Source organism: Denitrobaculum tricleocarpae (assembly GCF_007004665.1).
Lineage (GTDB): Bacteria > Pseudomonadota > Alphaproteobacteria > Kiloniellales > Kiloniellaceae > Denitrobaculum > Denitrobaculum tricleocarpae.
The window spans coordinates 182,968-198,777 of sequence record NZ_ML660059.1 but is presented as its reverse complement, the minus strand read 5'-3'; the positions used below and the strand labels follow the sequence as shown (position 1 = coordinate 198,777).

The 15,810-nt window shown below is 56.4% G+C and carries 9 protein-coding genes; 4 read left to right on the top strand and 5 right to left on the bottom strand.

Annotated features, from left to right (window positions below; genetic code table 11):
- Positions 1-100 precede the first annotated feature (100 nt).
- Positions 101-1,456 (bottom strand): PEP-CTERM-box response regulator transcription factor, encoded by a 1,356-nt coding sequence (gene prsR / locus FKG95_RS21615; RefSeq protein WP_142898498.1) that lies wholly within the window; start codon positions 1,454-1,456, stop codon positions 101-103.
- A 66-nt stretch (positions 1,457-1,522) separates the two neighbouring features.
- Positions 1,523-3,634 carry an XrtA/PEP-CTERM system histidine kinase PrsK gene (gene prsK / locus FKG95_RS21610; RefSeq protein WP_142898497.1) on the bottom strand — a complete coding sequence of 704 codons (2,112 nt, stop codon included), beginning with the start codon at positions 3,632-3,634 and terminating at the stop codon, positions 1,523-1,525.
- Between the two features lie 293 nt (positions 3,635-3,927).
- On the opposite strand from prsK, the gene FKG95_RS21605 reads away from it, so the two are divergent.
- The 3 genes from FKG95_RS21605 to FKG95_RS21595 all read left to right on the top strand — a co-directional run bounded on the left by FKG95_RS21605 (position 3,928) and on the right by FKG95_RS21595 (position 9,351).
- Positions 3,928-5,604 carry an FAD-binding oxidoreductase gene (locus tag FKG95_RS21605; protein WP_142898496.1) on the top strand — a complete coding sequence of 559 codons (1,677 nt, stop codon included), beginning with the start codon at positions 3,928-3,930 and terminating at the stop codon, positions 5,602-5,604.
- A 284-nt stretch (positions 5,605-5,888) separates the two neighbouring features.
- Positions 5,889-8,699, top strand: coding sequence for an XrtA/PEP-CTERM system TPR-repeat protein PrsT (gene prsT / locus FKG95_RS21600; RefSeq protein ID WP_179954213.1), 2,811 nt, complete (start codon positions 5,889-5,891; stop codon positions 8,697-8,699).
- A gap of 142 nt (positions 8,700-8,841) precedes the next feature.
- Entirely contained in the window at positions 8,842-9,351 is a 510-nt protein-coding gene (locus FKG95_RS21595; protein WP_179954212.1) for a YdcF family protein, read from the top strand.
- A gap of 57 nt (positions 9,352-9,408) precedes the next feature.
- Here FKG95_RS21595 and FKG95_RS21590 read toward each other — a convergent pair whose 3' ends face one another.
- The 3 genes from FKG95_RS21590 to FKG95_RS21580 form a co-directional block, all read right to left on the bottom strand.
- A complete protein-coding gene (locus FKG95_RS21590; protein WP_142898493.1) occupies positions 9,409-10,779 on the bottom strand; it encodes a right-handed parallel beta-helix repeat-containing protein in 1,371 nt (456 codons plus the stop codon).
- A gap of 571 nt (positions 10,780-11,350) precedes the next feature.
- On the bottom strand, positions 11,351-12,175 hold the full coding sequence (locus FKG95_RS21585) for a THxN family PEP-CTERM protein (protein ID WP_179954211.1): 825 nt from the start codon (positions 12,173-12,175) through the stop codon (positions 11,351-11,353).
- Positions 12,176-12,583: 408 nt separating this feature from the next.
- Positions 12,584-13,426, bottom strand: a complete 843-nt coding sequence (locus tag FKG95_RS21580; RefSeq protein ID WP_179954210.1) for a THxN family PEP-CTERM protein — start codon at positions 13,424-13,426, stop codon at positions 12,584-12,586.
- 794 nt (positions 13,427-14,220) lie between these two features.
- On the opposite strand from FKG95_RS21580, the gene FKG95_RS21575 reads away from it, so the two are divergent.
- Positions 14,221-15,654, top strand: coding sequence for a mannose-1-phosphate guanylyltransferase/mannose-6-phosphate isomerase (locus FKG95_RS21575; protein ID WP_142898490.1), 1,434 nt, complete (start codon positions 14,221-14,223; stop codon positions 15,652-15,654).
- The last annotated feature ends 156 nt before the right edge of the window (positions 15,655-15,810 follow it).

The window sequence follows — 15,810 nt, the reverse complement described above, 5'->3', positions numbered from 1 at the left end:
ATTCACGGCCGGTTCTTGGCCTAAACGAGCAACAGGAGCGGGAAACCTTTTATCGGCGGTGATGGTCAAGCAGACTGCTGGTCAAATAGCCTGCGGATGGTCAGACCTTCATGTTGTGCTGACGCATCAGGTCATAGACCGTCGGACGGCTGACATCCAGGAGTTTGGCGACCTTGGAGATATTCCCCTGTGCCTCGACCATTGCCCTTGTCAGGGCCGTCCGTTCGGCCTGTTCCCGGTATTCACGCAGAGTGCCGCTTGGGGCCGGTTGCTCGTAGCTCGGCAGATCAAGGTCGGTTACCGTGATTTTCGAGCCAGCTGCCGCAGCCACCGCGCGTTTTACCCGGTTTTGCAGTTCGCGGACGTTCCCCGGCCATTCGTAGCTCGAAATCGAAGCCAAGGCGTCGGCGGTAAAGGCCGTAATGCTTCGGCCCTGCTCTTCGGCGAAGCTGTTCAAAAGCTGGTGGGCGATGACAACGGCGTCGTCCGGGCGCTCCCGGAGGGGCGGGATTTTGATAACGGCCTCACTCAAGCGATAGTAGAGATCCTCCCGAAATTCATTGGTTTCGGTGAGTTTCAGCAGATCCTTGTTGGTCGCCGAGACCAGACGGATATCGACCGGGATCTGTCTGTGGCCGCCAATCCGTTCAATCACCCGTTCTTGCAGGAATCTCAAGAGCTTGGCCTGAAGAGACATTGGCAGATCACCGATTTCGTCCAAAAAGAGCGTGCCGCCGTTGGCCAGCTCGACCTTGCCGACCGTGGTCTTGACGGCGCCGGTAAAGGCGCCCTTTTCATGACCGAAAAGCTCACTCTCCAGCAGATGCTCGGGAATGGCCGCACAGTTGATGGCGACGTAGGGACCCTTTGCCTTCTCGCTGAGTTCGTGAGTCGCGCGGGCCAGCAGTTCCTTACCGGTCCCGCTTTCACCGATCAGCACAACCGCAACGTTTGCGCTGGCAAAGCGCTTCACCTCACCGCAGATCCGGAGCATTTCGGCGTTTGTGGTGGTTACGCCTGGCAGGACCGCGCCGGTTTTGGAGCGGGCCAGCCGACGGTTCTCACTCTCCAGGGCATGCAGATTGTATGCGCGTTGGATGGTCAGATTAACAACGTCGATTTCAATGGGCTTCTGATAGAAATCATAAGCGCCAAGGGCGACCGCTTGAACGGCGTACTCGCGTTCGGTCTGTCCCGACATCATGACAACCTTGGTTTCAGGCGCGATCGACAGGATTTCCTGCAGTGTCGCCAGGCCTTCCGTCGGTCCATCCGGATCGGGCGGCAGTCCAAGATCGACCAGAGCGACCGGCGGCCGGTGCTCGGCTACTGCCGCCGCCGCCGATGCACGGTCGCCCGCCAGGACAACCTCGCAGTTATCGAAGGCCCAACGAAGTTGTCGCCGCAATCCGTCATCGTCTTCTACGACCAAAAGCTTGTGAGTCGGTTCGCTCATAAAAAAAGATCTCTATAGAACTATTGCAACAGTGGCGTTTCTTATCGTTGGTGGCGGCTCGAGCTGTCAGTTTGCAGGCATTGCGGTTATGTCCGCGGCCGAGGGTTCAGGGGCCAGTTCTTTCGCGTCGGTCCCATCAACGATGGGGAGGAAAATACGCATTGTCGTGCCGGCGCCGGGATTGCTGATGACTTCAAGGTCGCCTCCAAGTTCTCTGGCATATTCGCGGCACTGGTACGCCCCGATGCCCATGCCACGGGACTTAGTCGAACGGAAGGGGGTGAAAAGTTCATTCATGACAAAATTTCTATCCATTCCCGGTCCGTTGTCGGCCACCTCTATCAGTGCTGTGTCGCCTTTTCGGTTCAGGCTGATCTTGACCCAGCCGTCCGACCCGACGGCGTCGATCGCATTCTGAAGAAGATGATTGATAATCGCGCTCAGACGTTCCTGATCGGCTGCCACGGTCACGTCGATACCATTCCAATCAATAGATAAATCTATGGAATCGCTTTGTTTAATTCGAGTTAATTTCTCCAACAAAGGTCCGATTTGCACGATATTACTGGATTCGACGCTTGGCTGGTCGTTGCCCAGACGATCCATCAGGCGCCTCATTTTGGAAACCGCATCATTCAGTGTATCGGTCATGTCTTCACGGAACTGTTCGTTGTGACCGTGCCGTTCCATGTTTTTGGAGAGCAGCTCCAATTGGCTGACAAGGTTCTTGATGTCGTGGATGACGAACGCGAAACGCCGGTTGAACTTGGCAAATTCCCGTGCTTCGGCAAGCGCTACGGCATTCTTTTGCTCGGCCAGATAGCTGGCAGCCTGGCGCCCGGTCGTTTTGAGCAGATCGTAGTCTTCCCAACCCAACGCGCGCACGGCCCTCGGGCGTGCGAGCAACAGAAAGCCGATGAAGGTGGCGTGATGGGTCAGAGGGATGATGATCCAGGCATTCTTCATCTGGCTTAGGGACTCGGGCAGGGCCAGATCACCGTATTTGGCAGGGTTCTCTTGGACTTCAGCAACGTCGATCAGCCACTGGCGTTCTTCAAGAAAGCGTGCCATCGGGGTTGCTTCGTCGGCACGGAGGCTCGATACAGCCATGTTCCAGGCTGCGTAAACCACGTAGCGGTCATCCTGCTGAAGCCACAAGGCGCCGCCGGGGCTCTCGACGATGTCCGCGATGGCCTGGATAACGCGCACGCCCAGTTCTTCAGTCTCCTGGGATTCCGAAACTGTCCGGGTGAAGCGCAGCCATTCTTCGCGATAGTCATAGCGATAAGCATAAAAGTGTTTTCCGATCAGCACTTTGATGTGTGCTCTGACGGTTCCGGAAATCAGCAACACCGCCAGGACGATAACAGCGCCGAAGAAAAAGGTCGCCTGGATGATCGTGCCCCAGGCGCCGTCAAACTGCTGGAGAAAGAAGCCGACACCGGCCATGCCGATGATGTATAGGCCGCTCGTGGTGAGGGTTGTGGAGTAGAAGGCGATTTTTCGTGAGACCGTGATGTTGGTCCGCCACATCTGATTGCGCCGCGATGAGATCGCCAGCAAGGGTACGACCATGGCCTGGACGCCGCCGCGCGCTTCCTGGAAACCCGGGTTTACCTCGCCGAACAGCAGCGCGTCCGCATAGAAAAAGAGATCGTAGGCAAAGAGGCCGCCAATGCCGATGCAGAGAAACTTTATCTTCCAGCGCTCATCCTCGCTGGTGTTGCGGAACAGGGTCTCGATCAGCATTAGGCCCGCGATCACAAGCATCAGCCGCAAGAGGCAGCGCACTGTGAAGCTCGATTCCCCCGAGAGCGGCTGGTAAAGCTCGTACCCTAGAAGCAAGACTGAAAAGGCGATGAAAATAGAGACAATATAACGGCCTAGGCCCTTATTTGTGTCCGAACTTCCGCCCTGGAGGACACTCCACAGAAACGCAATCCAGCAGACGGACCGCAGGTTTTCCATTGCCTCTATCAACGAGGTCAGGCGGAGTCCGCTCCAGTTTTGGTATGCGGCCAGAGATAACCAGATAAAGGTAACGAAACAGGCCAGAAACAACAGGCTGCCTTGCAGCCGTCGTTCGAAATTGATTGCCAGCAGCAGGGTCAGGAGCAGGAAAGCACCAGCGCCGATTGAGTAGCTGATGGTGCCAATGAGAGTGGTCTCTAAGATCATTCCCCCCTTATATCACGCAGTGATGCCCGTGGCACTGGAAGTGAAGAGCTGGCCGGTTGCAAAACGCCAGCCGTAACGCTTTTCAGCCTACGACTGATCCGAGGTCGTTATAGTCTTTTTCCCACTTGCAGCCCCGAGTCAAAGAAATATCAACACCTACAGTTTATTAAGCTTTAGATATGGTCTGCAGAAAGTCTGCGTGGTTCGTTTAATGTTCTTTCCGCGATTTTAGCCAGCCGAGTTTTATAAGTCCCTAAGTTCTCTTGATCTTTTCCGCTTTGCAGAGTTCCGCGATGCCTGAATCTAACCCCAGCTCACTCGATCTTGCCCTCACTTCCTGGCGTCAGGCGCTTGGGAAGGACGCGGTGTTAACGGGCGAAGACTGCGATCGATATGGTCGAAACTGTATCGCTGTTGCGCGGCGCATCTCAGCCGTGGTGTGCCCGTGCACAGAAGCAGAGGTGGAAATTGTTGTTAAAATCGCGCGCGATCAGAAGATACCACTCTATCCGATCAGCACCGGGCACAACTGGGGTTATGGCAGTGCCGCACCCGCGGCCGACGACAGCGTTATCGTTGACTTGAGCCGCATGAACCGGGTTCTGGAGGTTGATCCAGTCCTTGGTGTCGTGACCCTGGAGCCCGGAGTGACACAGCAGCAGTTGCGTGACTATCTGGACCAGCACCAGCTTCCTTTCCTGGTGCCGGTGACCGGAGCCGGGCCAACCTGCAGCCTTTTGGGCAACGCCTTGGAGCGCGGCTATGGCATAACCCCTCACGGAGATCACTTTGCGGCCGTGATGGCGCTCAGAGCGGTTCTGCCGAGTGGCGAGATCTATCAGTCCGCCATTGCCGAAGCGGGCGGCAAAGACGTCGATCATGCGTACAAATGGGGTGTTGGCCCCTATCTCGATGGCATTTTTACCCAGTCCAGCCTGGGTATCGTCACTCAGATGACCCTTGCTCTGGCGCGGGTTCCCGAACGGGTGGAACTCTTCATCTTTGGTTTACCCGAGGAAGCGGATCTCGAGAGTGGTGTCGATGCGGTGCGCGCCCTGCGCCAAAGCCTGGGCGACGGGCTGGGGGCGATCAATATCCTCAACCGCTTGAGGGTCTTATCGATGATCGAGCCCTACCCGTTGGAGGCTGCGGCGCAGGGCAAGGTCATTCCCGGCGATATGATCGAGGCGATGGCGAAGCGCCGCCGGCTTCCCTATTGGTTCGGGGTCGGGGCGCTCTATGGAACCAAAGAGACGGTTCCAGCCATGCGCCGCAGGGTGAAAAAGACTTTGGGGCCACGCAGCAAGGGGCTGCTGTTTTTCTCAAAATCCAGACTTGGCCTTCTCCAGGCCCTGATGTCGCTTGTTCCGGGCACGCTCGGCCAGGTGATGCAAGAGCGCCTGCGCACTTTGGATGAAACCCTGGATATCCTGCTCGGGCGGCCCCGGGAAACGGCGTTGAAGCTGGCGTACTGGAAGTCCGGTGGCGTCCCCAGCGCGCGTGACCCGGACGAACCACTAGATCCCGCCCGGGATGGCTGCGGCATCATGTGGTACGCTCCTCTGGTGCCCATGACGGCGCGGTCGGTGCGCAGTTATGTCGATATGATTACTGAGATCTGCCCGAAGTTCGGTATTAACCCTTTGATTACTTTGACAACTATTTCCGAACGTTGTTTTGACAGCACCGTGCCTATCCTCTTCGATTTACAAACAGAAGGTGAGCAGGCGCAAGCCTGCTACCGGGCTTTGTTCGAGGAGGGACAGCGCCGGGGGTTCTTGCCGTATCGCATGAACCTCAAGTCCATGGGGTTGTATGTGGACCGCGAGAACTCGGTTTACTGGCGCACAGTCGAGCGCGTCAAACAGGCCCTCGATCCAAATCAGCTTTTCTCTCCCGGCCGATATCATCGCGGGGTTGTGCCGGAAGCTGCGCTCAATGCGGCAGAGTCTGAAATGGATAATGAATAAGGTTAAGCATCGGCAGGGGATTTACTGAGGAGCAGAATGGTTTAAACTCTCGTAAGATATTAGGATATTGTATTGTTTTAGTAGGCGGCTATGCCTACATCTCAGTTGGCGTACTAAATGACTTGCGTTCTTGAAGGCTCTGAGTTCGGCGTACTTACTCTCGGGCAAAGGACGATAAAGCGTCGGATGATTTGTTATCAGATAAGCTGAGCGCCGCAATGGCGACGCAACCCAACTTTAGGTTGTATAACGACCCGGATAGCGAACGAGCAGGGATTAAGACAATGTCAAACCAATCTAAGCCCAAAACAAAGCGGAGCCGCTTTCTGGCGACCGCAGCCGTAACGCTGGCTTTGCTTGCGCCGATCTCTGTGCAGGGTGCAACGGACAGCAGCAAATCCGTTGCCTATTACGAGGAAGCGCTGGTTTATTTTCAGCAGGGCCAGCTCAACCCGGCCATCATTCAATTGAAGAACGCACTGCAGCAGGACCGCGATAATGTTGAGGCGCGTATGCTGCTCGGTCGGATTTACGTGCAGATCGGCGACGGTGCGTCCGCGGAGAAGGAACTGCGAGCCGCGGAATCCCGCGGGGTCTCCAGAGACACAATTCTTGTTCCACTGGGCCAGGCCTACCTGCTACAGCGTAAGTTTGCCGATGCCTTGCGTGAGATCGAGTCGGGCAGCCGCGACAATGCGTTTGAGACCGACGTACATCTGATCCGAGGGCGCGGGCATCTCGGCTTGTCGCAGTTCGAAGAAGCGTTGTCAGAAGCCGATGCCGCAGCTGAGATGAGCCCGCAGGACGCACGTGCCAAAATCCTGCAGGGACGGATTTACGGTGCCCAGCGGAATTATCCGGAGGCAGAAGCGAAGATCGATGCTGCTCTGGCGTTGACGCCGGATTCGGTTGATGCCCTGTTGGTCAAGGCCGAACTGCGCCGTTTTGCGAGTGATTTCGACGGTGCGATCACGACATTTGACAAAGTTCTCCAGATCAATGCCAGCAGCATACCGGCCTTGCTCGGCCGTGCGACGTCCCTGATCGCACAAAACAAAGACACCGAGGCACAGGCCGATCTGGATGCAGTGAAGCAGTTTGCGCCGCGGCATCCCACGGCCCACTACCTGACCGCACTGGTGCTGACCAAGGCACGCGACTTCTCTGCGGCCCGGGACGCTATACAGGAGATCGGCCCCTATCTGGACAATTTTGGGCCAGCGCTCTACCTCGCGGGTGCGATTAGTTATGCAACCAACGAGTTGGAGCGGGCTCAAAGTTACCTCACAGGGTATCTCGCGCGCTTCCCTGATTACGTTCCGGCGCAGAAAGTTCTCTCCGCAACTTACCTCCGCAAGGGTGAGATCGACAGAGCGTTGGGCATTCTGGAGCCGCTTGCGGAAGCCAATCCGGGCGATGCGCAGGCGATCGCGATGCTTGGTGAGGCCTATTTGCGTGCGGAACGCTACACCGAGGCCACGACCTATCTCGATCGCGCGACCGAACTGGCGCCTGAGGACGTGAAAATCGCCCGCGGACTGGCGGTCAGCCATTTACGGTCAGGTCAGACAGCAGAGGCCATCGAGGTCCTGGAGGCATCCCCGGATGTCGGGGGGCCTGATGCTTCCGCGTCAAAGATTATTCTGGCCCAGATGCAGATTCGAACCGGTCGCTACGATGAGGCCCTGGAAATCGCGAACAAGCTTCGCCAGGATTTGCCCGACAGCCCGATTCCCTACAACCTGCAGGGCAGCGCGCTGAGTGTAAAGGGCGAGACCGGTGAGGCGCGCCGGGTCTTTGAAGAAGCCATTGCGGCGCACAGCAATTATATGCCGGCGCGGATGAATGTCGCCCGATTGGATATGGTGGAAAACAAACCCGAAGATGCTCGCAAGAGGTATCTTGAGGTCCTCGAATTGGAACCCGATTATGTCAATGCCATGATCGCCTTGGGGGAACTTGATGCTGTCGCGGGCAACACGGAGGGTGCCGTCGAATGGCTCAACAAGGCAATCGACTTGAATCCTGACGCCATTACTCCGCGGTTACGCCTGGCGAACTTGTACGTCAACCAAGACGAGTTTGACCTCGCGGTGCCTGTGCTGGAGGAACTAGAGAAACGAAACAGTGAACGTCCGCAGATCTACCAATTGATCGGACAGTTCTATGTGGAGCAAAACGATTTTCCGGCAGCAATCGAGAAATTCGAGACGCTTGTCTCTAGAGCTCCAGACTATTTGAATGGTCATTTCCTCTTGGCGCGCACCCAGGCTTCGGCAGGCCAAATGGATGAGGCCCGCTCGTCATTCGAGCAGGTTCTGCGAATTGCACCGGACAATGGCGATGCCCATCGCGCACTGGTCGAAATCGATATCCGAAAGGGTGATCTGGACACGGCGATGAAGACGGCGACGGCCCTTCGGGACAAATTGCCGGATGCTGCAGATGGTCATCAGTTGATGGCTGACGTTCACGTGCAAAGCCGTAACTTCCCCGATGCTGTAAAGGCTTACGAGGTGGCCTGGGAAAAGCGGCCCAGCGGCTCGCTCGCAATTGCGCTGTTCCGGGCCCGCACGCAGGTGATGGAAAAGTCTGAGGCTCTGCCGGATCTCAAGGCTTGGGTTGACGCGAACGCCAACGACGATGCCGCGCGTCTCGTTTTGGCCGGGGTCCAGCTTGAAACCGATAAGCACGACGAAGCGCTCAAGAATTACGAGGCGCTGAACCAGAAACGCCCGGGCAATCCTATCGTCCTCAATAATCTCGCCTGGCTTTACCAGGAGCGCAATGATCCCAAAGGCCTTGAATATGGCGAGCAGGCATTGGAGGCAGCGCCGGGACAGCCCGCGATCATGGATACAGTGGGTTGGATTCTTGTGCAGCGCGGCGAAGCATCCCGCGGCGTCGAGATGCTGGCTGATGCCAGCGCGAAGCTGCCCGAGGATCCCGAGGTTCAGTTTCACTATGCCTATGCATTGAAGGAAACCGGAAAAACGGAAGAAGCGAAGACCCGGGTGAGCGCTTTGCTTGAGGCCCATAGCGGTTTTTCTTCAGAGGCCGAGGCGCGGAAACTGCTGAGCGAGCTTGGCGGATAAAAAACGGGGAACGGCCAGGCTCGCGGTCTGGCCGAAGCCCGGCTGATCGGCCGACTTTGGGCGCTGCCTGTGGTGTCGGCGCCTTGGACCTATGTAAATGTCGCAAAGCAGGCCGCTGAACGGAAAAAAGCGGAAATATGATGTGATCGTGGTCTTAGGCGCCGCGGTCTGGTCTCGTGGCCGCCCAAGCCCTACCCTTGACAGGCGCGTCAGGCGTGGCCTCGAGCTTTTCCGCGCGGGTGAGGCGGACCGCCTTCTCTTCACCGGTGGTCTTGGGCGGCATCCCCCTGCGGAAGCCGAGGTGATGCGGCGGATCGCTCTCGACGAGGGCATCGACACGAGTCGGATCGAAGTCGAAAGCGCGTCGCGCAATACGATGGAAAACGCAGTAAATTCGGCGAAAATCATGACCGACAGAGGCTGGAATTCGGCTGTTCTCGTATCTGACCGTATTCACCTGCCCCGAGCGGCACTCGTGTTCCGCTCGCTTGGTATCAAGGTCCGGGTCCGCGGCGTTTCAGGTGCCTGGAGCCAGGGTCCCTTCCGAAGATGGTGGCACTACCCACTTTACGAGATGGCGGCGTTTTTCTGGTATCTCGGATTGATCGTGACAGGCCGCCATAGATCCGAACCCGGCGGCAGCCCCCATTGAACCGAATTCGCCGCGGAGCAGGGGCGAAAACGCCACCGACCCGGTTTCGTCCCACGCCTACAGGCTCTCGTCCCAGACAAATCCCTGGCCGGGCCTGAAGGTCATCGCGCTGAAGGCCTGATCAACGTCGCGGAATTTATTGCGCAGCGTCTTGATCGTGTTCAATACGATCGTCTGACGCTCTTTGGCTGAAGACACCGGCTTGCTTCTGTGGGGTTCGATGAGTCGATAGATTTCGTTGATGGACGCTGTTTCCCCGGGTTGGGACGACAGGAGGTCGACAATCGAGGTCTCGTGAGCCGTGAGCGAAAGCGGTTGTCCCTGCCAGGTGACAACACCATCGACTGTCGTCAAAGCTGTTCCATCTGTCCGGGGCGCTTCACCGGGCCGGAATCTGGGTAGGTCTCTCTGGAGCTCTTCATCACGGCCGGCAACAACCATTTCCAGGGCCGGCATGGGGGGGAGGCCTGCTGCAATCCTGTCCGGATACCACTTATTGCCGGTGTGGGGGGAGCCTGCAACAATGGCGTTTCCGGTCATCTCGACGGGAACCAGGGAGTGCAGAACGCGGCCGGGCCGGTCCATAATCAGCGTATTGCCCCTGATGAGGATGTTGCCTTGCGGGTGCTGTTTTTTTTCCTTCTCAAGCGCAATGCCAATCATGTCGGGGTTTGCGCTGTTCGGCCCTTTCTGGATGACGTTATTCACGATCGTGATTTCGCCGCCGTTGGGTAAGTCGATGGTTCTGCTGTCTCGACCGAGTTCCGAGCCTATGATGCTGTTTTCAATGGTTGTCTTGCGGGCGCGGCTTTTGATTTCGTGACCTTCGTCGCGTGAGGATACGAGCCGGCTGTCTCTGACGATCAGATGATCGCCGCCGCTCATATAGATTGCATGCGCCCGCCCGATAGCGCCCAGGCGTTCAAAGACACTGTCTTCGACGATCACTTCCCCGACCTCTCCGCCCGACAACAGACCCTGCTGGGAATCGTGGAAGTGGACATTGCGCAGCGTGAGGTTTCGTCCGCGCAAACGGATGCAGGCGCCATTGTAGTCCGGGACGTTAATGCCTGAACACTCGAGCCCCTCGATGACCGTGTCGTTCCCCAGTATCACCAGTGCAGCTTTGCCTTCCACGGCGGTGTCGCGCAGGGCCGCGCCTTCTGCTGCTGTAATGGTGACACTGTTAGCTGTTAGCACGGCGCCTTCTCGATAATCACCAGTCTCGATGTGCAGCTGATCGCCATCATTTAGTGCCGCGATGGCTTCGCTGAAGGAGTGAAACTGGCAGTTCTGGAGACCGCTTTCCGCTGTGCAAAGCGTCAAGCTGCTCGATGCAGCTGCTGACGACGGTAAGGCCGGCAGAAGGATGAGGCTGATGATGAGGCCGATACCAGACCACCAGGGCACACCACAAGGTGCAAACACCTTCAATTTGTGAGGTATCGCATTCCACGAGGCTTGTGTCATATCAGACGTCTGATCCATCAATTCCGCTGCACGTAACTGCTTTGCTCTCGACATGGGGGTAAGGTCCTTCGAAAGCTAGGGCAGATCCGCTGCTGCGTCGGCGCCCGTTTGCCTTGTTTAAAGTCATTGCAACCAATCTAGGCTGTCAACGAACGGCAGTGAAAACTCGTCAGGGTCGGGCCAGTCAGTGACGATGACGAAGCGTGCCGCAATCGTAAAGGTAGTCAGTAACAAGTTTTACTGATCTTTCTGTGTTATGAGCCCGATGCGGTCAACAGTCTAGCCGCGACTGCACGGTTTATTGAGATAGCTGGCTTACTCAGATCGCTGGCCAGGGGCGGTGGTCACCAGAAAACACTGCATACGCTATCTTCCTGAGGAGAGCCCCACGGGAGCCTGCGGGACAAGGGTTTCGATGCAGGCTGTGCCGCTTTGCGCGTTTTCCCTCGGAGCAGCTTACTAGGCATAAAAAAACCTCCCGCCAAGTGGCGGGAGGTCTTCTTAGTGGTAACTCTAAGCCGGGGTGGACTTAGGCAGCAACCTTGCGGCGGCGTGCGATACCGAGGCCAAGCAGTCCGAGGCCGAGAAGGGCCAGGGTGCCGGGCTCAGGAACAGCGCGGGCCGTGATGTTGAACTTGGTCTGCAGGGTGCTGATCTCACCTTCAGGTGTAATGAAACCAATGCATCCCGCTTCTGCGCCGGCTGCGGCACAGGCTTCATCGCTCAGTACGCCAAGGTCTTCCGAAAAGAGAGAGATGGTGTATTCGAAGCCGTCCAGAATGAAGGACGTCGAGAGCGAACCTGGGTTCAGAAGCACGAAGATGTCAGCACAAGGTGTGCCGCCTGTGCCGGGTGTGCAATCACCCCCGTTTGCAGGAAAGTTCGTGGTTTCTTCAAAAACGATATTGAAGGCGATGTCGAAGGGATCGAGAGCAGGTCCCGCGGGAGAGAAGGGAGTGAGCGTCAGGGGTGCGAAAATCGTAGCGGTTTCAAGTGTCGGGCCCGGGCCGATGGTCCGGTTTCTGTGCGTAAGCAGTGCGCCGTTCACGCCGCCAAGATCGTTGGTGATGAGGCCACCGGTTGTGCTGATCACCTCTTTGGAGACTTCCAGCTGGCTGGGGCCGTCATCGCCTGTGCCCCAACTGAGGACTGTAGGTGCATTCGTGAAAGGAGCCGGAAGATCGCCGTTGTTGCCCGATCCCGTGACCGTAGGCTGTGGTGTGAAGGCAACGAAGCCGGTTTGGACTTCATAGCTCCAGTCGGTGATCAAGGTTCCGGCAGATGCCTGCGTGGCGCCTGCCGCGAGCGTCACTGCAAGCGCAGCACCGCCCAAAAACTTTGTGAACTTAGACATATTGTTAATCGATCCTAAAATCATGTGTGGATACCCTGCCCTTCATAGCAATCCACATGCCAAGAATAAAAAGTGTTTGTAAACAACGGCTTGTGCGGGTTTGTGTAAATTGAGGCTGCTTGATTGTAAAGTGCGCCGACAAAATCCGGCCTCAAAAAAGTCACAACGAACGGCGTTTTGCCGCGGTTTTTTTGATAACTCGAAAAAAATATATGTAAATCAATGATTAACCAGGTTGAATGCCGCTGTAAAATTTATCAACAATGCGGTTGATAGAGCCTTGCATCTCTTGTGCGCCCGTCTGTATCGGACGAAATGAGATCTTGAGTCTGGGCACAGCAGGAAACAAAAAACCTCCCGCCAAGTGGCGGGAGGTCTTCTTAGTGGTAACTCTAAGTCGGGGTAGACTTAGGCAGCAACCTTGCGGCGGCGTGCGATACCAAGACCAAGCAGGCCGAGGCCGAGAAGGGCCAGGGTGCCGGGCTCAGGAACAGCGCGGGCCGTAATGTTGAACTGGGTCTGCAGGGTGTTGACCATGCCTTCAGGTGTGATGAAACCAATGCATTCCGGATCTGCACCGGCTGCGGCACAGGCTTCGTCGCTCAGTGGGCCAAGGTCTTCCGAGAAGAGAGAAATGGTGTATTCGAAGCCATCCAGAATGAAGGACGTCGACAGCGAACCCGGGTTCTGAAGTACGAAGATGTCTGCGCAAGGCTCGTTGCCTGTGCCTGGAGTACAATCGCCAGCTCCGGGTCCGGGATTACCATCCAGCCCGAAATTAGCCGTTTCTTCAAAAACGATATTGAAGAAAATATCAAACGCTTCGAGAGCAGGTCCCGCAGGGGAGAAGGGGGTGAGCGTCAGAGGCGCGAAAATCGTAGCGGTTTCGAGCGAAGGGCCGTCAGCAATGGTGCGGTTTCTGTGTGTGAGCAAAGCTCCGTTCACACCGCTAAGGTCGTTGGTGAAGAGACCGCCGGTCGTGCTGATAACTTCTTTGGAAACTTCCAGCTGGCTGGGGCCGTCATCTCCTGTGCCCCAACTGAGGACTGTAGGTGCATTCGTGAAAGGAGCCGGAAGATCGCCGTTGTTACCCGATCCAGAGACTGCAGGCTGTGGTGTAAAGGCGACGAAGCCAGCTTGAATCTCATAGCTCCAGTCGTCGATCAAGGTTCCGGCGGAGGCTTGTGATGCGCCGGCCATGAGCGTCAGCGCAACCGCGGTGCCGCCCAGAATTTTACTAAACTTTAACATTGGTCTTATTACCCTCGCTGATAATCTTAAATACGACATACAAGCGTTAATAGGCTTTCTGGGGTTTACAAGCAATTCGCGTGCCAACTATATTTTATGAATAGAATCAGTGTATTAATTTGTTAATTCATACAAGCGTATGGCGTTTGTAAGGAATTTCGACATAAATTTTATGTCTTGAATCGGCCAAGACTTTAGAAATCCAGACCCATCTCGGCATAGGCCGAAATAAGGTTAATATTAACAGTGTGTTAAGATTTTCCGCCGGGGTGTAAAAATTCTCAACACCTGTCGTCTCTTTGCAGCGTCCAGCCCCTGAGCCGATGTTGAGCCCGTCGCTGAACTTTACCTGGAGAATTACCGTAGGCATATGAATCTGATAAGAGAATCGCACTCGGCGAAAGCGTAACGAAGCCTGTAAATTCTGCCGACTCGTGATGCTTTTCCGGCCATCCCTAAGTTTTGACGCCCCGATACTCAAAAGGGTCGAATTCGTGCAGTGCTATCCTGCGATCGCACTGCCAGGGCGTAACGCCGTGTGGCGGGAATGTGGAACCCGAAAGCGTCACTCGACGCAAAGCGATAAGTGGGTAATGATTTAACAGCTTCATCCGGTTAGTGTTAGGCGGTTAATCCTGGTTTATTTGTCTCGTCCGACGCTCTTGCTGCAGGCTAAGACTCCCGCGAAGCTTAGGTCATGGAAGCTGCTGCCTTGGACCCGTGCGGCGGAAAAGCCCGTTTGTCGAGAGATAGCCTTTTGTTGTGAGGCAAGGTAATTGAGGAAGATGCGCTGAATGCCAAACGATTCGAAGCTCTATCCGGTTATTCTATCCGGCGGATCCGGTTCAAGGCTTTGGCCTCTGTCCCGGGCGCACTATCCGAAACAGCTTCTGCCGCTTTCCGGCGAGAATACGATGTTGCAGGATACGGCCCTGCGGGTATCGGATCCTGCCCGCTATCACGCGCCGTTGATCATCGCCAACAACGAGCATCGCTTTATCGTTGCCGAGCAGCTGCAGCAGGCCGATGTCTCGCCAAGGGCCATTGTTCTTGAGCCTTTGGGCCGCAATACGGCGCCAGCCGTAACGGTTGCCGCTCTGATGCTTCAGCGCGAGGATCCGGACGCCATCATGGTTCTGCTGCCATCCGATCATGTTGTCGGTGACTTGAGAGCTTTCTCATCGGCTGTGGATAGCGCCGGCGCAGCGGCGCGCGCGGGCAAACTGGTCACCTTTGGCATCACGCCGCGCCATCCCGAGACCGGTTATGGTTACATAAAGCAGGGAGAGGGCCTCGAGGCCTTGAATGGCGCCTTCTCCGTTGCCGGTTTCGTCGAAAAGCCGGATCTTCCAACGGCGCAGAGTTATCTCTCCGCCGGCAACTACCTTTGGAACAGCGGCATGTTTGTTCTGCCGGCTCAGGTCTACCTCGATGAAATCGGTCGTTTGGCGCCGGAAATACTTAAGCAGTCGAATCTGGCGCTGGAAAAAAGTTTTCGCGACCTGGATTTCGTCCGCCTCGACGAACCGGCTTTCGCAGCCTGTCCGAGCGATTCGATTGACTATGCCGTCATGGAACATACCGGCAATGCTGCGGTGGTGCCCGCGGACATAGGTTGGAATGATGTCGGTGCATGGCCGGCTCTCTGGGATATAGCTGAGAAAGATGACCACGGAAATGTGTCGGCGGGCGACAACCTGCTGCGTGATGTCGCCAACTCTTACATCCGCGGCGAGGATGACCGCCTGATCGCCGCGGTCGGTCTCCAGGACATGATCGTTGTCTCGACCGATGATGCTTTGATGATCGCGCCGAAGGACAGGGCGGCCGAGGTCAAGGATCTGGTGGAAAGTCTGAAGTCCTCGGATCGAAGCGAAGCGGTTCACCACAGGCGGGTTTACCGCCCCTGGGGTAACTACAAGGATATCGACGAGGAAGAACGTTTTCGCGTCAAGCGCATCATCGTGAAGCCGGGCGGTATCCTCTCCCTCCAGAAGCACAAGCATCGCTCTGAGCATTGGGTGGTCGTCAAGGGAACCGCGACGGTCACCTGCGGAGAGGAGGAGACCAGCCTTCGGGAGAACCAATCCGTTTACATTCCGAAAGGCGTCGTGCACCGGCTCGCCAATAAAGAGGTGGAGCCACTGCATCTGATCGAGGTGCAGGTCGGCGATTATGTCGGCGAGGATGACATTATCAGAATCGAAGACACCTACGGCCGGGACTAGATTGCTGCCTCAGGGGTGTAAAGTAACATCAGCCCTCAACCTGGCTTCAGGAGCTTGTCTTACTGGCGCTTGCGCCTCGCGCGTCGGCCATAGGCGACAGATCTTGAACTGAGCTATGCTATTGACACTTAGAGGTTTGTTTGGTTAACAAATCGC